We start from the raw sequence: 15,920 nt of genomic DNA on the forward strand, positions 1-15,920 counted from the left end.
TCGGAAAGCTGCACAAATCTGGGTAAAACTGCCTGCGCTCCAAATAAACTTCGGGGCGCAAGCGATTGATATTTTGTTGTTTTCAGGTGTAAAGAGACGGTACGCCCATCTGTGCATGAATGTCGTTCACTTCGGCGGGCTTCATGCCGTAACCCTGGGCCAACTGATGCAGATATTGTGCCTCTTTCTGGGTGTCCAGATCGATCCCCAGCAGGGACATTGCATAGATCTGACTTTGCATGCCTTCAGGCGTTTCGCGCACCAACATGTCGACATCTACCGGTGCTTGCAGCTGTGCCTGGACAAAGGCGGCTTCTTCGGCGTCGACGTCGCCCAATTGATCCAGTAGCTTGGCTTTTTCAGCTTCGTCAAAGGTGCCATCCGATTTTGCCGCCTGGATCATAGCGGCGAGCATCAAACCTGCTGCGGCTTCCTGATCCTGTGACGGCTCGATCTCGGGCTCGGGGGTGGAATCGAATTGCGAGTTCAAGACCGCCCCAAAATCATGATCGTTCGTTTTCGGACGCTTTTGCACGGCTGCGCCAGCCCCGGCCAATAGCCCGCCGGCACCGGCCAGACCGCCCAGCAAACCGCCAAGCCCACCCTTCGAACTGCCACCGCTGCCAAGCAGATCGCCCAGCCCGCCGGTCGAGGTCCTGCCGCCGCCACCGCCCAGTTGGTTGAGCAAACCGCCCAGGCCTCCGGACATGCCCGGGGCATTTGCACCGCCTGCACCGCCCAGAAGGCCACCAAGCATATCCTGTAGTCCGCCGCCCGCAGTTGCCGTGCCGCCACCGGTCAAACCACCCAGCAAACCACCCAGGCCGCCTGCACCCGCTGTATTTGCGTTATTGCCCTTTTTCATCATCGCGCTGGCACCCTTTGCCACCGCTACGCCAACGGCCACTTTGGCCAAGGTTTTCATCAAGCTCATCTGGTAAACCCCCTATTTGAGTCGCCGCAGTTTGACATGTTTTGCGACAGCCACGAGGGGAAAATACAAGGATTTACCTCAGTCGCGGGTATTTTCACATTGACTGGCTGGCTGTCAGCCGCGCTAGTGGTGCGATGGAACGCAAGGATCATATGGACCTTTTCGGTGCGGCTGCTCTCATCGCCTTTGCGTTGCATCTGGCGTTCAATCAGGTCGTGATCAAAGTGACCGGCGGTGGTTTCGGGCCGGTCTTTCAGGCGGGCCTACGCTCTGCCGGTGCGGTGTTGGTGCTCTACCTTTGGATGCACATGCGCGGAGTCAGCTTCTCTGTTCCGCGCAATGCATGGTTGGGTGGTATCGCATCGGGTCTGTTCTTTACGTTTGAATTCCTTTGCCTTTTCTCGGCATTGGACATCACAACGGTCAGTCGGGCCTCGGTGATCTTTTATTCCATGCCGGTCTGGCTTTCCCTGATCGCCCATGTGTTTTTCCCGGGAGAACGCCTTACACCGCTCAAGATCACAGGTTTGTTGCTGGCAATGACCGGCGTTGCGGTTGCGCTGGCGGATCGGTCGGGGGGGGACGTCAGCTGGGCAGGAGACTTGTTGGCGCTTACTTCGGCGTTTTGCTGGGCGGCAATCGTGATTTGCGTGCGCATCACGCCGCTGTCCGAGGTGCCGCCTGCGCAACAGCTGATGTTTCAGGTTTTGATATCTGCACCGATCCTGTTGCTGCTCGCACCCTTTCTTGGTCCATTGCTGCGCGATGTTGCCCCGATCCATATCGTCGGCTTGTTGTTTCAGATCGTCGCCATCGCCAGCCTTGGATTTCTGGCGTGGTTCTGGTTGATGACGATTTATCCCGCCTCTTCGGTTGCATCTTTCAGCTTTCTGTCCCCGGTGTTTTCGGTGATCTTGGGCTGGCTATTGCTCTCCGAAGACGTCGCGCCCTCCGTTTGGGGTGCCTTGGTTCTGGTCGCCAGCGGGATTTACCTGATCAACCGAAAGCCGCGCAAAACCTAGGTGCCACAAAAGGTAGCTGGAACGATCTCTTGCCGGGAAGGCGGGCGGGCAAGAGCGGCATCGGTTTCGACAAATGGCGTTGCGAGGGCCTTCATCAACCGTTCGAAAGGGGCCATGTCACCGGCAACCGCGGCCTCAATCATCTGTTCAATCCGGTGATTTCGGGGAATGATGACGGGATTGGCGCTTTGCATAACCGTTTGAGATTCTGCCTCGGTGGTCAGGCGGTTTTTCCATTTTTCCGACCATTGATCGAAGGCTTCAAGGTCTGTGAATTGATCCCGCGCCTTGCCTTCGTTAAGTGCCTGAAAAGTGTTGGTAAAGTCGGCTTCATCGGTTTGCATAAGCGCCAAAAGCTCTTCAATCAGGCCTTGGTCATCAGCCTGTGGCGTGCTGATGCCAATCTTGGCACAAAACCGGTTTAGCCATGCTTTCTCCAACAGATCTGGCATCGCATGAACAATTTCTGTTGCTTCTTCGAGGGCGGCATCGCGGTCTTTGAAGAGTTGGATCAAACAGGTTGCCAATTGAGCCATGTTCCAGACGGCAATGCCAGGTTGCGTACCAAAGGCATACCTGCCTTGGGTATCGATGGAACTGAAAACGCGGTTTTGATGAAACCCATCCATAAAGGCACAGGGGCCATAGTCGATGGTTTCTCCAGCGATGCTGCAATTATCCGTGTTCATCACGCCATGGATGAAACCGACAGACATCCAGCGCGTGACCAGATCGGCCTGCGCCGCGCAGACCGCCCGCAGCAGGTCCATCGGGCCCTGGGCCTCGGGATAGTGACGTTGAATTGTGTATTCCGTGAGGGTCCGGAGATGCTCAAGCTCACCACGATGGGCAAAAACCTGAAACGTACCGACGCGCAAATGGCTGGTGGCCACGCGGGTCAGTACCGCGCCGGGCAGCGCGCCTTGCTCGCGCCAGATCTGTTCGCCTGTTGCAACAGCAGCCAAAGCGCGGGTGGTGGGAATGCCAAGGGCTTGCATTGCCTCCGAGATCACATATTCGCGCAACACAGGGCCAAGCCAGGCACGGCCGTCGCCCATGCGAGAATAAGGTGTCGGACCGGACCCCTTGAGCTGGATGTCACGGCGGATCCCGTCGCTGCCAATGACCTCGCCCAACAGGATCGCGCGGCCATCACCAAGTTGCGGATTAAAACTGCCAAACTGGTGACCGGCATAAAGCTGGGCAATCGGAGCCGCGTTTTGGGGTATTGAATTACCGCTAAATACGCTGGCCGCCTCGGCAAAGTCATCGAGCTCAATACCCAAGGTCAATGCCAGTTCATTGTTGAAAGCCAATAGCTTGGGGTCTGAAACTGAAGTTGGTTTCTGTTTTGAAAAGAAACCTTCGGGCAAAAGGGCATAGCTGTTGTCAAATGGGATGAACATCTGATCAAAGAACTCGGGACATGAACATGTATTTTTCTCGCGGTTTGAAACCGGCCCTTGCATAGAGTTTGAGCGCGGCAGCATTTTCTCGGTCAACCTCGAGGTGAACAGCCCTGAGGCCACCTTCGGCGAGGGCCCGGGGCAAAGCGATCAGGCTTTCTGTTGCAATGCCACGTCCGCGCACGCCGGGGCGAATGTAAAGTTCGTCCAGAATTGCGTCCAAACCGCCAAATTCGATGGACCAGCCGAAACATAGTACCATGTAGCCGATGGCCGCACGCGGGGGGCCAATCAGATAAATCGCACCATATGGGGATCCTTCAAGCAATGGCGCAAGCGCTGCCCGGCGTATTTCGTCGGATTGCGAAATCCCTGTTTCGGCGTGAAAATTGGCACAAAGGGTCGCGACCTTGTCCAGATGCTCCGGTTTGGCGAGGGTGAGGGCCGCACTCACAATCTGGCCAAGCGGTCGGTTAGAAGGTCAAAGAAACCGTCAGCGTCTATATCCCCCATAAAGGTTGCATTGGGGGCGCGGTCCGTAACGCCCCACCAATCCGCGACGGTCATGCCCATGGTGAGTTCCGACTGCGTTTCGATTTCAACATTGATGTGTCGGCCGGTGAAAAGATCCGGATTGATCAGATAGGCCGTCACACAGGGGTCATGTAACGGGGCCCCTTCGGACCCGTACTTTTCCTTGTCGAACCGTTCAAAGAAATCGGTCATTTCAGCCACAGCGATGCCGACAGAGGTCTGCAAGGCTCGAAAGGCATCATTGCGGGATTTGGTGACAAGGGCCTTATGGGTGACATCAAGCGGCATCACGACAATCGGAACGCCGGATTTGAACACAATATCAGCGGCATGCGGATCAACGTAGATGTTGAATTCCGCGGTTGGCGTAATGTTGCCACCTTCGAAGTATCCGCCGCCCATCAAGACGATCTTGGCGACACGCTTTTTGATGTCCGGCGCTTTTTCAAAGGCCGTCGCAATGTTGGTCAACGGTCCGAGGGGACATAGAGTGACTGTGCCCGGGGCAAATTCGCGCAATTGCTCGATGATGAAATCAACCGCATCACCTTGGGCCAGGGGCATCACCGGATCAGGCAGGTTGGGCCCGTCCAGACCTGTCTTGCCATGCACATGCTCTGCCGTGACCAGGTCTCGGCCCATCGGGCGATCGCAACCGGCGAAAACCTTTACATTCGTTTTTCCCGCTAACTCACAGACGATGCGTGCATTTTTTGATGTCAGGTCGAGGGGTACGTTCCCCGCGACACAGGTTATGCCAAGAAGGTCGATCTCTTCCGGGCTGGCCAAGGCAAGAAGAATAGCGACCGCATCGTCCTGGCCGGGGTCCGTGTCGATGATGATTTTGTGTGGCGGCATGGGGCTTCCTCTTTGTCTCAGGAATAGGGGAAATACAGGGTGAACAAAAGGGGCGGTTCAGCCTTTGCTGTCGCTTTGGCGTTCTTCCGCTTTGACGGCGTTCCAAAGAGCGTCCATTTCGTCCAGATCGCTGGCGGAGGGCGTTTTACCCATCGCCGCGAGCCGCGTCTCGATTGCACGAAAGCGGCGTTCAACCTTTGCGTTCGTGCGCCGCACCGCAGCTTCCGGGTCAACATCAAGATGCCGAGCCAGGTTGGCAATGACAAACAGCAAATCGCCAAATTCATCCTCTATGGAATCGGGATCCTGGGTATCGCGTGCTTCGACCAGTTCCGCCGCTTCCTCAATGATCTTGTCCAATACGCTGTCCGTGTTGGCCCAGTCAAAGCCGACCCGTGCGAGCCGCTTTTGCAGTTTGACCGCACGTGTCATGCCGGGCAGACCAAGAGCAACGCCGTCAAGCGTGCCTTGCTGTTTCTTGCCGGCCCGTTCGGCAGCCTTGATTTTTTCCCAATCGATCGTTTGCTGTTCGGCGGATTTGTTACGATTCTCATCGCCGAAGACATGCGGGTGTCGGGCGACCATCTTGTCCGAAATGTTGTTTACCACAGTTGCAAAGGTGAAATGCCCGGCTTCTTCACCCATGGCGGTATGATAAACTGTTTGTAATAGCAGATCTCCCAATTCGCCCTCAAGCTCGGACCAGTCCTGGCGCTGAATGGCATCTGCAACTTCGTAAGCTTCTTCAATGGTATAGGGGGCGATGCTGCCGAAATCCTGCTCTATGTCCCATGGGCATCCTGTTTCCGGATCCCGCAGACGGCGCATGATTTCAAGCAAGCGTTCGATCCCGGCATCGGAAGCGTGGATCAGGGCGTCATCTTTTGCTGGGTCTGGCATTGCGGCTGGGTCCTGTCTGGTGTCAGATGGCACCAGATCATTGTCTTGCCCAAGGAGTCCAGCCCCATGCCCGTTGTCAACCGTATTGCCGATTTTGCCTCCGACATGACGGCCTGGCGTCAACATCTGCATACCATCCCCGAGTTGGGGCTGGAGTGTTACCAGACGGCTGCCTTTGTCGCTGAACGGCTACGTGAATTCGGGGTGGACGAGTTGCATGAAGGCGTTGCCAAAACCGGAATCGTGGCGATCATCAACGGACAGGGTGCCGGCCCCACCTTTGGCCTGCGCGCCGATATGGATGGCTTGCCGATTCACGAGGAAACCGGCGTGCCCTATGCCAGCACACATGAGGGCAAGATGCACGCCTGCGGCCATGACGGGCACACCACAATGTTGCTGGGTGCAGCGAAATACCTGGCGGAAACCCGAAACTTCTCGGGTCGCGTGGCACTGTTATTCCAACCGGCAGAAGAGGATGGAGCCGGCGGCAAGGTGATGGTGTGTGAAGGGGTGATGGACCGGTTCAATATCGAACAGGTCTATGCGCTGCACAATGCGCCGGGTTTGGAGTTCGGTCGTTTTCACACGACGCCGGGACCGATCATGGCCGCGGCGGACCGCTTTACCATCAACCTGACGGGCAAGGGCGGCCATGCAGCGCGACCTCATGAAAGCATTGATCCAGTTGTGGCTGCCTGTGCGATTGTTCAATCGTTACAAACGATTGTAAGTCGAAACACCGATCCCAAGGCACAATTGGTGATTTCTACGACGCAGATACACACCGGGACAACAGATAACGTGATTCCTGAAGATGTCTTTATCAACGGCACTGTACGCACCTTTGACAAAGAGGTTCAGGCGATGGTGGTGCGGCGTATGCAGACCATCGTGGACGGCCATGCGGCAAGTTACGAATTGACAGCTGATCTGGAGTTTCAGTTCGGCTATCCGCCCACGGTCAATGACGCCGCCAAGGCGAAATTCGCAGCAATCGTCGCGCAGGAGGTGGCTGGTGAAGCGGGGGTTGATGAGGCCTTTCCGCCTGTTATGGGGGCCGAGGATTTTTCTTATATGCTGGAAGCGCGCCCGGGTGCCTATCTGATGCTGGGACAGGGCGAGGGTGCGGGGCTGCATCACCCTAAATACAATTTCAATGATGAGATCGCTCCTGTGGGTGCGTCCTTTTTTGCGCGTCTGGTCGAACAGGCGCAGCCAGTGGCGGTATCCTGAAATGGCCCTGGAAGATGCTGCATCACAGGTCGATCAGGCAATCACGCGAACTGATCTGAAGGGGCCGAGTTTTGAAAATGCCTTTGGTGGCGTGACATCATTTCTACGACGCAAGTATACCAAGGATCTGACCGGCGTCGATATTGCGGTGACCGGTGTGCCGTTCGATCAGGCGGTGACCAACCGGCCGGGTACCCGCCTGGGTCCAAGGGCAATCCGCGAGGCCTCGAGCCTGCAGCCCTATGACCCGCCCTATGGTTGGGATTTCGATGTACTGAGCGAATGCGCCATCACGGACTACGGCGATCTGGCCTTTGACTATGGTCATACCTCGAAATTCCCCGCAGCGCTGACAGCCCATATCAAAGGGATACTCGACGCCGGCGCGGCCAGTCTCACGCTGGGCGGGGATCACTACATCAGCTTTCCCATTCTCAAGGCTTATGCAGAGAAATACGGCCCCGTCAGCTTGCTGCAATTCGATGCCCATTCGGATACCTGGCCCGATGACGATATGGAGCGGATCGATCATGGCACGATGTTTTACAAGGCAGTGCAATCGGGTGTCGTCGATCCAGCGACTTCGGTGCAAGTGGGGATCAGAACAACCAATCCGGACACACTGGGCGTGGCGACGATCGACGCCCGTGAGGTTCATGAACGCGGGGCACAGGCAGCGGTGATGCGCATCAAGCAGATTTTGGGCGATCGTCCCTGTTATCTGACGTTCGACATTGATGCGCTGGATCCGGCATTTGCGCCGGGCACGGGGACGCCGGTCTGGGGCGGGCTGACTTCGGCGCAGGCGGCCATCATGCTGCGAGATCTGGCGGGAATCAACATTGTCGGCGGAGATGTGGTTGAGGTTTCACCACCCTTTGATCCCACCGGTGCCACCGCCATCGCAGGTGCGCATGTTGCGACCGAAATTCTATGTCTATTGGGACATCGGATGCGCAACTCATGACCAGCAGAAACCAACCGATCAGCGGCAACGATCTGGCGCGGTTTTCGGGACCGAACACTTTCATGCGCCTGCCCGAGGCCAAGGATTCCGAAGGACTGGATGTCGCGATTCTGGGTATTCCGCTGGATATTGGCACCTCATGGCGGTCCGGCACGCGTTTGGGCCCAAAGGAAGTGCGCACTCAAAGCGCGATGTTGCGGCCATACAACCTGGGCACGGGGGCAGCACCCTTTGACAGTTTACAGGTGGCTGACATCGGAGACCTGCCCATCAACACCTTTTCCCTGAGTGACAGTTTGCGTATTATCGCAAAGTGTTACGACGCAATTCTCACGACCTCTGCAATCCCGCTGGGGATCGGTGGTGATCATTCGATCACCTTGCCAATCCTGCGGGCGATGGCCAGACGCCACGGGCCTGTGGCATTGATCCATGTGGATGCCCATGCCGATGTGAATGACGAAATGTTTGGTGTGCGCGAATGTCACGGCACGGTATTTCGCCGTGCCTATGAGGAAGGGCTGATTCAACCGGCCAAGACATATCAGATCGGTTTGCGCGGCACCGGGTATTCTGCCGAAGATTTCACCGAGGCGCGCGGATGGGGCTTTCAGCAATTTTTAGCCCAGGATCTCTGGGGACGTAGCCTTGTCAATCTGGGGGCGGAGATCCGGCGCGACATCGGTGATGCGCCTGTCTATCTGACCTATGACATCGACAGTCTTGATCCCGCCTATGCACCTGGCACCGGTACACCGGAAATTGGCGGGTTGACGACACCGCAGGCGATGCAGTTGATCCGTGCCCTGCAGGGCCTGAACTTTGTCGGAGGGGATCTTGTTGAAGTGTCGCCACCTTACGATTCCACAGGCAATACCGCGCTGACGGGGGCAAACTTGCTGTATGAGATGTTATGTGTTCTTCCTGGCGTTGTCTGTCGTTGAGAAGGCGGAATTGAGTTTATTGGCAAGATGAAGCGCGGGCCAGCGGCAATGATGATTTGGGCAGGGATAGGAGCAGGTGTTGCGGTGCTGGGTTATGTGCGGTTCGCACCTTTTGACCCTGACCGCTGGCACCGTCGGGCTGGTCACTCCGGTATGGGGGAGTTGCAGGGGAGACAGAGTTATGTCTGGCGCGCACCGGTCGAGAACACCGGTGCCGGACTGCTGAAGGCAATGGCAAATGTCATGGAAGCAACACCTCGCACCCAGGCAGTAGCGGGGTCACTGAAGGCCGGACAGATGACATTTGTGTCACGTTCACTGGTATTTGGCCTGCCAGATTACACGACAATAGGTGTGTACAGGGGATCGGTCGAAGAAGGCGGGCAAAGCTATTTCGAGATCTTCGGGCGCGCGCGTTTTGGCCGGTCAGATTTTGGGATAAATGCCAAACGTATCAAGGGATGGCGCGCTGTTGTCCAGGGCGGATGAAAGGCAACCTTCCTGGATTTCGCGCCACATCGGTACGTTCAGCGACATCTGGCATTGGGCCATGAACATGCGGCCATCAACCTGCAGGCAAATCGTTTCGCCCAGTTCGATCCGGTTGTGGTTGCGGTCGGTACAATAGCATTCGACCGTTTTGCCGCTTGGCGATGTGACATCGGCGGTTGCTGGCAGCGCAGCGAGGCTGGCAAGGATCATGATGTGTTTCATGGGATGATAATAGCATGATGCAGCCCTTGACCAAAGCCTTTCCATCGGCGACATGGTTTGACGATGATAGCACGCGACCGTCTTGAGCAGATTACGCAGCGATTCCAGTTTCTGGAGGCGTCGATGTCTTCTGGCTCGGACCAGGCTGATTTTGCAGCTTTGGCCAAGGAATATGCGGATTTGCGCCCGGTGGTCGTGCAGATCGAAAGCTATATGCAGCTGTTGCGTGATCTGGATGAGGCGCAAGCGATGCTGGCGGACCCTGAGATGGCGGAACTGGCGCAGGAAGAACTGCCCGCCTTGAAAGCAGCGGTTCCCGAAGCCGAAGCGGCATTGCAAATTGCGCTGCTGCCACGGGATGCGGCGGACGCCAAACCTGCGATGCTGGAGATCAGGCCGGGCACCGGGGGGGATGAAGCGGCTTTGTTCGCGGCCGACCTGTTGCGCATGTATCAACGATATTGCGAGGCTCAGGGCTGGGGGGTCGAGTTGATCGAGGAACAGATGACGGAGTTGGGCGGGGTCAAGGAAGTTGTTGCGCATATCACCGGTCAGAATGTTTTTGCGCGTCTGAAATATGAAAGTGGCGTGCACCGGGTCCAGCGGGTACCGACCACGGAATCCGGTGGCCGGATCCATACCTCTGCTGCGACGGTTGCCGTGCTGCCGGAGGCAGAAGACGTGGATATCGAAATCAACCAGAACGATTTGCGCATTGATACCATGCGATCGTCCGGTGCCGGCGGGCAGCATGTGAACACCACTGATTCTGCGGTCCGCATCACCCATCTGCCAACGGGGCTGGTGGTGACCTCGTCTGAAAAATCCCAGCATCGCAATCGTGACAAGGCGATGCAGGTCCTCAAGGCCCGGTTGTACGACATGGAGCGGTCACGCATTGACAATGCGCGTTCGGCGGATCGTGCGTCGCAGGTAGGTTCTGGTGACCGGTCGGAGCGTATCAGGACCTATAACTTTCCCCAGGGACGGATGACGGACCACCGGATCAATCTGACATTGTATCGGCTCGATGCCATCATGCAGGGGGATCTGGATGAGATCATCGACGCCCTGACGGCGGATGCGCAGGCGCGGCAGATGGCAGAGATGAATCGATGAGCACAGCGGCCCAGGCGATGGCCGCTGCGGCCTCGCGGCTCAGAGCAGCGGGTGTGCCAGATCCGGCACGGGATGCGAGATTGCTTTTGGCCCATGCCGCCTCGGTCGATGCGGCGCGGATAACATTGATTGCCCCTGAAGAAATCGCACCTGAAATTGCAGAACGCTATGACAACCTGATTGCATTGCGTGCTATCAGGGTCCCGGTTTCCCAACTTGTCGGTGCCCGCGCATTCTACGGTCGTGACTTTAAGATCAGCCGAGAAGTACTTGATCCCAGACCAGAAACCGAAACGCTCGTTGACCTGGCGCTGAGCGCGCCCTTTGACAGGGTGCTGGACCTTGGAACTGGTTCAGGCTGTATTCTTGTGACGTTGCTGGCCGAGCGCGGGGACGCCCTTGGTGTCGGCGTTGATCTTTCCGAGGCGGCCTGTCTGCAAGCCAGCGCAAATGCGATTCTGCATGGTGTGGCGGATCGGGCCAGGATCCTCCAGTCGGATTGGTTTGATGCGGTGGAAGGCCGTTTTGACTTGATTGTTGCGAACCCGCCTTATCTTGCCCCTGGCGAACTGGCAGATGTCGCACCGGAGCTGCGCGATCACGAACCGCGGATGGCACTTACGGACGGTCTGGATGGTCTGTCGGTTTATCGTGAAATCGCGGCACAGGCGCAGTCCTATCTGACCGCACAGGGGCGCGTGATGGTGGAAATTGGCTGGCAACAGGGCGATTCTGTTCGCGAAATTTTCAAAGGTGCAGGCTGGGCCGGTGTAGATGTCGCACAGGACCTGGACGGGCGCGCACGTGTGGTCTGTGCGGCGCAACCGGCGTAATAATGCACTTTCGCGAAAATTTTGTGACTTTTCACTTGCCGCGCCGATGCTCTCATGTTTATTCAGGGGTGTTGCAGCGGTGGATGCCTATGGCGGTCCCGTGCGGTTTTTAACCCAACATTTTCTTACCGATGCTGTCCGCGCTTTGCGCAATCGGTTCATCTTCGCGAAACAGCACCAAAGGCTGATACTTTTCAATGAAATCTACCAGATCACGCGGTCGGTCCAAGAATAACCGTAACCGTAACAACAACAATCAAGGCGGCGGTAACGTCGTTAACCGTGTTTTTGACAGTTCCGGTCCGGAAGGCAAGGTACGTGGAACGCCAAGTCAGGTGATTGAAAAATACAATCAACTTGCCCGCGACGCGCAGTTGTCAAATGACCGCGTGGCGGCGGAGAACTTTCAGCAGCATGCAGAGCATTATCTGCGTATGTTGTCCGAGGCGCAGCGTGAGATTGACCAACGCCGTGAGGAACAGGAACGCCAGAATCGCGAACGCCAGGCCGAGCGGGACCGTGAGCGTGCGGAGCGTCAGGAACGTGAAGCCAATCAACAAGGCAACAACCAGAACGACGCTGGCGCGCAGCAAGGCGGTGATCAATCCAGTGGCGAGCCGGCGGCTGATGTTGTCCAGCCCGAAGGTGTTGTCGAGCCTGAGTCAGACGGTGACAGCGGGTTGGTCGAAACACCTGAGAGCAAACCGAAACCGAAACGCGCCCCGCGACGCAAGCCGAAACCCAAAACTGAAGTCGCCTCAGATGGTGACAGCAGTGACGCGCCAAAGGCTGCAGAATAAACAGAAAACCCCGCATTGAGCGGGGTTTTTGTAGAGTTTCATTCGGCGGGCGGTGCTGCCAGAGATCCTTTGGTCCGGTGGACGTAATGGATCCGTCCCTTGTCGCGCAGCACCTGCGCGCGGGGGAGCCAATCATAGCGCCTGTCCTCTGTCACGGGTGACCAGAACAAGGTACCGCCCTTGCGCCAAGGATCAATAACCACGCCGTCTTCCATCTTTGCGCCTTTTGGTGTCAGGACTGCGGTGGAATGTTCAATCAAGAACAAGGCATCGGAATTGGCAATGGCACGGGTGACGTCGAGCGTATGAAAACCCTCTGCCTCGAGGCGTGCCTGCATGTCCTCAGCCCAATGGTAGCAGAGGCCGCGTGGCCGTGTACCGGCGTTGACCTTTGCATTGTGAATCAGGGGGCTGTCGGTGATGTGATAGGCGCGCGCCAGTTCCCGACTGGTCGCATAGGACAAACGCGCTGCGATCGTCGCCTCTGTGGGGTCAACGTCGGGTGACATCTGGCGCAAGGCCAGGGCGAGCGCGGTAATCTGCCTGGGCGTGGCAGGTGCAGGTGGTTTCGGAGCGCAGGCCGCCAGTAAAAGCAGCGCCAGAAGCAATGCTATTCGGGTCATGAGCGCGCCACCTCCCGAGCCAGGGCACAGAACCCCTCTAGCGGAATTTGTTCTGCACGGTCCGTAGGTTTGATACCAGCGGCACGCAGACGGTCTTCGATGTCTGGGGCGATCCCCTTGAGCGACGCCCGCAGCATCTTGCGTCTTTGGTTGAATCCGGCTGCAACAACGCGGTTGAGGATTGCAGGATCGGCAGGGAAACGCGGCGCGCTGAGGGCGCTGAGATGAACCACGGCCGAGGATACCTTGGGCGGCGGCGTGAAGGCCTCTGGCGGCAAGGTTAACACAATGCGCGCGTCAGTCCGCCACTGGGCAAGGATCGCGAGGCGGCCATAGGTTTTTGAGCCAGGAGTTGCGACGATCCTTTCCGCCACCTCGCGCTGAAACATCAGTGTCAGGCTTTGCCAGAAGGGCGGCCAGAGGGGCGGCGTGAGCCAACGCACCAGCAACTCGGTGCCAACGTTGTAAGGCAAATTCGCGGCGACGCGGATCGGTGCCGTAAGATGGGCCAATGGATCGATCTCAAGTGCATCTCCCTGTATCACCGTCAATCGGTCAGGATAGGCTTTGCCGATTTCGGCCAATGCCGGGAGGCAGCGGGGGTCCTTTTCAATGGCAAGGACGTGACGGGCACCTTCGGACAGCAACCCGCGTGTCAGTCCCCCGGGCCCTGGGCCGATTTCAAGCACATCAAAGCCTGTAAGGTCACCGGCCTGGCGGGCAATCTTGGCCGTCAAGTTCAGATCCAGCAAGAAGTTCTGCCCCAGCGACTTGCGGGCAGATAATTCATGTGTCGCGATGACCTCGCGCAGCGGCGGAAGGGAGTCGATCGCGCTCATCTTGAGGCGGCCATCTTGTGGGCCAGACGGATGGCTTCAATCATGCTGGAAGGGTTAGCAAGGCCGCGTCCTGCGATGTCAAATGCGGTGCCATGATCGGGTGAGGTGCGGATAAACGGCAAACCCAATGTCACGTTTACGCCCTTGTCAAAATCCAAGGTCTTGATCGGAATAAGGGCCTGGTCATGATACATTGCAATTGCCGCGTCATATCTGGTGCGGGCAGCGGCGTGAAACATCGTATCGGCAGGCAGGGGACCGGCAAGGGCAAAACCCTCGCCCCGCATTTTTTCAACCAGATCGTTGATCCAATCACATTCCTGCATGCCCATCGTGCCGCCTTCGCCTGCGTGCGGGTTCAGTCCTGCGATTGCGAGGCGCGGCGCGGCAATGCCAAACTGTTCACGCAAGCCCTTGTCGGTTGTTTCAATCACATGCCTGAGCAAAATTGGCGTCAGTTGCTGCGGCACCTGATCCAGCGCAATGTGGATGGTTGCCGGGACCACCCGCAATTGTTCGGATGCCAGCATCATCACAGCGTCCTGAACACCTGCAAGGGCGGCAAGGTATTCGGTATGGCCGGGGTAGGCGAAACCGGTTCCGTCCTTGAGCGCCTTTTTGTTGATCGGTGCGGTACACAGGGCTGAGGCCAGGCCGCTTTGGACAAGGTCGACACCCTTTGCGATCATTTCGACGACATGGGGCGCATGCCCCGGCATGGCTGTCCCGGCAACACTGGCTGATCCAAAATCATGCGCAAGTACGGGTAATGCTTCGGCGTTGGGCAAGGTCGCCTCTGCCGGTGTTGCCACCACCTTGTAAGGTGTGCCCGCAGGCAGGTGGCGGGGGTCACCGAGCCAGAGCATAGGTATTTCCTGCGCCAGCGCAGCCCAAGCTGCCGCCGCCACTTCGGGACCAATGCCAGCGGGTTCTCCACAGGAGATCACAACCGGCAGCATACGTCCTGTCATTGCATCAAGATACGCGCATCGGCACGTAACTGTTCCATGTAATTGTTGGCAAATCCTTGCAATTTGCGCTGTCTCAGGGTGCTGATGACGTCCTCGCGGCTGACTTCGGCATTGGCTTGGGCAGTGCGTTTGCACAGCATCAGGAATACCAGCGTTTCGCCGTTGGAGCGGGTCAACGCCGTTGATACTTCACCGGGATCAAGTTTTGCCAATTCGATCGCAATGTCTTGTGGAAGTTCAGCAGGAGCTTTGGTGCCACGGTCCAGAACTTCTTCTGGCTGGTCTTTGGCAATCCCGTACAGATCGTCACAGGTATCAACCTGGGTGCGCAGACGGGCGGCCTGCGCCAGCGTCGCTTCGGAGCGGCCACCGGCCATGTAATAGGCAGCGTATTCGATTTCGGAATAGATTTTGGCAGGTGCGCCGGTTTCTTCTATTCCACGCAATTGGAACAGGGCGATGGCATTAGGGATCGGTAGCGGTGCGGTCACCTCGCCGGGACCAAGCGCCAGCAATATCGGATGCAGCGCAGGAGGAAGTTTTTCCAGAGGTGTCCACGGCATCCGCCCGCCACGGCCGCGTGACGCAGTCGCGGAGTATTGACCGGCAAAACGCGAAAATTCGCTTTCGGATTTCGATTGTGCGATGCGTTCCGCCAAGGCGGCAACCTGCGTTGCACGCTGGGGTGGCGCGGGAATGATGATCTCGGACAATAGAACCCGAATCCCGGATCCTGTTGATCGGGTGTTGCCGAGTGCGCGATTGATTTCGTCTTCGGAAACCGAGGACTGGCGTGCATAACGCGCGCGGATCAATTCGCGCCATGCCAGGGAATTGGACACAAAGTCGCGCAGTGTTTCACGAGATACGCCGGATTGTTCAAGCGCCTGGGTGAATTCTTCGAGCGTTAGATTGGCGCGGGAGGCGAATTCTGCCAATCCCTCCTGCAACCCTTCCTCGGTCAGTGCTATGCCGCTGTCTGTTACCGCCTGCGCCCGCAGACGGTCATCAATCAGGCCTTGCACAGCGCTGTCGCGATCCGATCCCGGCGCATTCAGAACCTGCAAGAAACGCTGGCGCTGCTGAACTTCGAATTCAGTGACAACCATGTCGTTGACACGCGCAACAGGCGCAAACAGGTTCTGCGCCTGCGCCATCTGTGCCCCGAGGGTCATCGCACCCAAAAGGGCAAGCCGACGAAGTGTGGCGGATATTTTCAT

Annotated in this window: 18 protein-coding genes; 8 read left to right on the plus strand and 10 right to left on the minus strand. The window is 57.4% G+C overall.

Features of this window, described 5'->3' with window-relative positions:
- Positions 1-82: 82 nt before the first annotated feature.
- Complete coding sequence (locus OS190_RS08345; protein ID WP_267158195.1) at positions 83-934, minus strand: DUF533 domain-containing protein; 852 nt, start codon at positions 932-934, stop codon at positions 83-85.
- Positions 935-1,068: 134 nt separating this feature from the next.
- On the opposite strand from OS190_RS08345, the gene OS190_RS08350 reads away from it, so the two are divergent.
- Positions 1,069-1,956, plus strand: a complete 888-nt coding sequence (locus OS190_RS08350; RefSeq protein WP_267158196.1) for a DMT family transporter — start codon at positions 1,069-1,071, stop codon at positions 1,954-1,956.
- Here the strand turns inward: OS190_RS08350 and OS190_RS08355 are convergent.
- The 4 genes from OS190_RS08355 to mazG are packed head-to-tail and all read right to left on the minus strand — an operon-like array spanning position 1,953 to position 5,654.
- On the minus strand, positions 1,953-3,362 hold the full coding sequence (locus tag OS190_RS08355) for a protein adenylyltransferase SelO (RefSeq protein ID WP_267158197.1): 1,410 nt from the start codon (positions 3,360-3,362) through the stop codon (positions 1,953-1,955). The two genes, OS190_RS08350 and OS190_RS08355, sit on opposite strands and share 4 nt — an antisense overlap.
- A 4-nt stretch (positions 3,363-3,366) precedes the next feature.
- Positions 3,367-3,816 (minus strand): GNAT family N-acetyltransferase, encoded by a 450-nt coding sequence (locus OS190_RS08360; protein WP_267158198.1) that lies wholly within the window; start codon positions 3,814-3,816, stop codon positions 3,367-3,369.
- The gene (locus OS190_RS08365) at positions 3,813-4,754 is read right to left on the minus strand and encodes a nucleoside hydrolase (protein WP_267158199.1); all 942 of its coding nucleotides are present in this window, start codon (positions 4,752-4,754) and stop codon (positions 3,813-3,815) included. Before OS190_RS08365 ends, OS190_RS08360 begins: the two co-directional genes overlap by 4 nt.
- A gap of 57 nt (positions 4,755-4,811) precedes the next feature.
- Complete coding sequence (gene mazG, locus OS190_RS08370) at positions 4,812-5,654, minus strand: nucleoside triphosphate pyrophosphohydrolase (RefSeq protein ID WP_267158200.1); 843 nt, start codon at positions 5,652-5,654, stop codon at positions 4,812-4,814.
- A gap of 66 nt (positions 5,655-5,720) precedes the next feature.
- Here mazG and OS190_RS08375 point away from each other — a divergent pair, with 66 nt between their 5' ends.
- From OS190_RS08375 to OS190_RS08390, 4 genes are read left to right on the plus strand one after another with little or no spacing between them, the layout of a single operon-like run.
- The gene (locus tag OS190_RS08375; protein ID WP_267158201.1) at positions 5,721-6,890 is read left to right on the plus strand and encodes a M20 aminoacylase family protein; all 1,170 of its coding nucleotides are present in this window, start codon (positions 5,721-5,723) and stop codon (positions 6,888-6,890) included.
- Position 6,891: 1 nt separating this feature from the next.
- Positions 6,892-7,857, plus strand: coding sequence for an agmatinase (gene speB / locus OS190_RS08380; protein ID WP_267158202.1), 966 nt, complete (start codon positions 6,892-6,894; stop codon positions 7,855-7,857).
- Positions 7,854-8,801: an agmatinase gene (gene speB, locus OS190_RS08385; RefSeq protein WP_267158203.1), complete on the plus strand. Its 948-nt coding sequence runs from the start codon at positions 7,854-7,856 to the stop codon at positions 8,799-8,801. The genes speB (OS190_RS08380) and speB (OS190_RS08385) overlap by 4 nt, the downstream gene beginning before the upstream one ends.
- A 48-nt stretch (positions 8,802-8,849) precedes the next feature.
- The gene (locus OS190_RS08390; protein ID WP_267158204.1) at positions 8,850-9,290 is read left to right on the plus strand and encodes a DUF1499 domain-containing protein; all 441 of its coding nucleotides are present in this window, start codon (positions 8,850-8,852) and stop codon (positions 9,288-9,290) included.
- Here the strand turns inward: OS190_RS08390 and OS190_RS08395 are convergent.
- On the minus strand, positions 9,228-9,503 hold the full coding sequence (locus tag OS190_RS08395; protein WP_267158205.1) for a hypothetical protein: 276 nt from the start codon (positions 9,501-9,503) through the stop codon (positions 9,228-9,230). The two genes, OS190_RS08390 and OS190_RS08395, sit on opposite strands and share 63 nt — an antisense overlap.
- 75 nt (positions 9,504-9,578) lie before the next feature.
- Between OS190_RS08395 and prfA the strand changes: the two genes are divergently transcribed.
- From prfA to OS190_RS08410, 3 genes are all read left to right on the plus strand, one after another.
- Positions 9,579-10,634: a peptide chain release factor 1 gene (gene prfA / locus OS190_RS08400; RefSeq protein ID WP_267158206.1), complete on the plus strand. Its 1,056-nt coding sequence runs from the start codon at positions 9,579-9,581 to the stop codon at positions 10,632-10,634.
- Positions 10,631-11,467, plus strand: coding sequence for a peptide chain release factor N(5)-glutamine methyltransferase (prmC, locus tag OS190_RS08405; RefSeq protein ID WP_267158207.1), 837 nt, complete (start codon positions 10,631-10,633; stop codon positions 11,465-11,467). Before prfA ends, prmC begins: the two co-directional genes overlap by 4 nt.
- A gap of 197 nt (positions 11,468-11,664) precedes the next feature.
- Complete coding sequence (locus OS190_RS08410; protein ID WP_267158208.1) at positions 11,665-12,267, plus strand: DUF4167 domain-containing protein; 603 nt, start codon at positions 11,665-11,667, stop codon at positions 12,265-12,267.
- Between the two features lie 38 nt (positions 12,268-12,305).
- Here OS190_RS08410 and OS190_RS08415 read toward each other — a convergent pair whose 3' ends face one another.
- From OS190_RS08415 to OS190_RS08430, 4 genes are read right to left on the minus strand one after another with little or no spacing between them, the layout of a single operon-like run.
- Positions 12,306-12,890, minus strand: a complete 585-nt coding sequence (locus OS190_RS08415) for a hypothetical protein (protein WP_267158209.1) — start codon at positions 12,888-12,890, stop codon at positions 12,306-12,308.
- Complete coding sequence (gene rsmA / locus OS190_RS08420; RefSeq protein ID WP_267158210.1) at positions 12,887-13,729, minus strand: 16S rRNA (adenine(1518)-N(6)/adenine(1519)-N(6))-dimethyltransferase RsmA; 843 nt, start codon at positions 13,727-13,729, stop codon at positions 12,887-12,889. Before rsmA ends, OS190_RS08415 begins: the two co-directional genes overlap by 4 nt.
- Complete coding sequence (gene pdxA / locus OS190_RS08425) at positions 13,726-14,700, minus strand: 4-hydroxythreonine-4-phosphate dehydrogenase PdxA (protein WP_416237379.1); 975 nt, start codon at positions 14,698-14,700, stop codon at positions 13,726-13,728. The genes rsmA and pdxA overlap by 4 nt, the downstream gene beginning before the upstream one ends.
- Positions 14,697-15,920: a peptidylprolyl isomerase gene (locus tag OS190_RS08430; protein WP_267158212.1), complete on the minus strand. Its 1,224-nt coding sequence runs from the start codon at positions 15,918-15,920 to the stop codon at positions 14,697-14,699. The genes pdxA and OS190_RS08430 overlap by 4 nt, the downstream gene beginning before the upstream one ends.

Origin of the sequence: Sulfitobacter sp. F26204 (assembly GCF_026410305.1) — a bacterium.
Taxonomy (GTDB): domain Bacteria; phylum Pseudomonadota; class Alphaproteobacteria; order Rhodobacterales; family Rhodobacteraceae; genus Sulfitobacter.

What these genes read in the sequence shown, in the direction of transcription:
- OS190_RS08345 (WP_267158195.1), bottom strand. Translation starts at nt 934, where the DNA reads ATGAGCTTGATGAAAACCTTGGCCAAAGTGGCCGTTGGCGTAGCGGTG.
- OS190_RS08350 (WP_267158196.1), top strand. Translation starts at nt 1,069, where the DNA reads ATGGAACGCAAGGATCATATGGACCTTTTCGGTGCGGCTGCTCTCATC.
- OS190_RS08355 (WP_267158197.1), bottom strand. Translation starts at nt 3,362, where the DNA reads ATGTTCATCCCATTTGACAACAGCTATGCCCTTTTGCCCGAAGGTTTC.
- OS190_RS08365 (WP_267158199.1), bottom strand. Translation starts at nt 4,754, where the DNA reads ATGCCGCCACACAAAATCATCATCGACACGGACCCCGGCCAGGACGAT.
- mazG (WP_267158200.1), bottom strand. Translation starts at nt 5,654, where the DNA reads ATGCCAGACCCAGCAAAAGATGACGCCCTGATCCACGCTTCCGATGCC.
- OS190_RS08375 (WP_267158201.1), top strand. Translation starts at nt 5,721, where the DNA reads ATGCCCGTTGTCAACCGTATTGCCGATTTTGCCTCCGACATGACGGCC.
- speB (WP_267158202.1), top strand. Translation starts at nt 6,892, where the DNA reads ATGGCCCTGGAAGATGCTGCATCACAGGTCGATCAGGCAATCACGCGA.
- speB (WP_267158203.1), top strand. Translation starts at nt 7,854, where the DNA reads ATGACCAGCAGAAACCAACCGATCAGCGGCAACGATCTGGCGCGGTTT.
- OS190_RS08390 (WP_267158204.1), top strand. Translation starts at nt 8,850, where the DNA reads ATGATGATTTGGGCAGGGATAGGAGCAGGTGTTGCGGTGCTGGGTTAT.
- OS190_RS08395 (WP_267158205.1), bottom strand. Translation starts at nt 9,503, where the DNA reads ATGATCCTTGCCAGCCTCGCTGCGCTGCCAGCAACCGCCGATGTCACA.
- prfA (WP_267158206.1), top strand. Translation starts at nt 9,579, where the DNA reads ATGATAGCACGCGACCGTCTTGAGCAGATTACGCAGCGATTCCAGTTT.
- prmC (WP_267158207.1), top strand. Translation starts at nt 10,631, where the DNA reads ATGAGCACAGCGGCCCAGGCGATGGCCGCTGCGGCCTCGCGGCTCAGA.
- OS190_RS08410 (WP_267158208.1), top strand. Translation starts at nt 11,665, where the DNA reads ATGAAATCTACCAGATCACGCGGTCGGTCCAAGAATAACCGTAACCGT.
- OS190_RS08415 (WP_267158209.1), bottom strand. Translation starts at nt 12,890, where the DNA reads ATGACCCGAATAGCATTGCTTCTGGCGCTGCTTTTACTGGCGGCCTGC.
- rsmA (WP_267158210.1), bottom strand. Translation starts at nt 13,729, where the DNA reads ATGAGCGCGATCGACTCCCTTCCGCCGCTGCGCGAGGTCATCGCGACA.
- pdxA (WP_416237379.1), bottom strand. Translation starts at nt 14,700, where the DNA reads ATGACAGGACGTATGCTGCCGGTTGTGATCTCCTGTGGAGAACCCGCT.
- OS190_RS08430 (WP_267158212.1), bottom strand. Translation starts at nt 15,920, where the DNA reads ATGAAAATATCCGCCACACTTCGTCGGCTTGCCCTTTTGGGTGCGATG.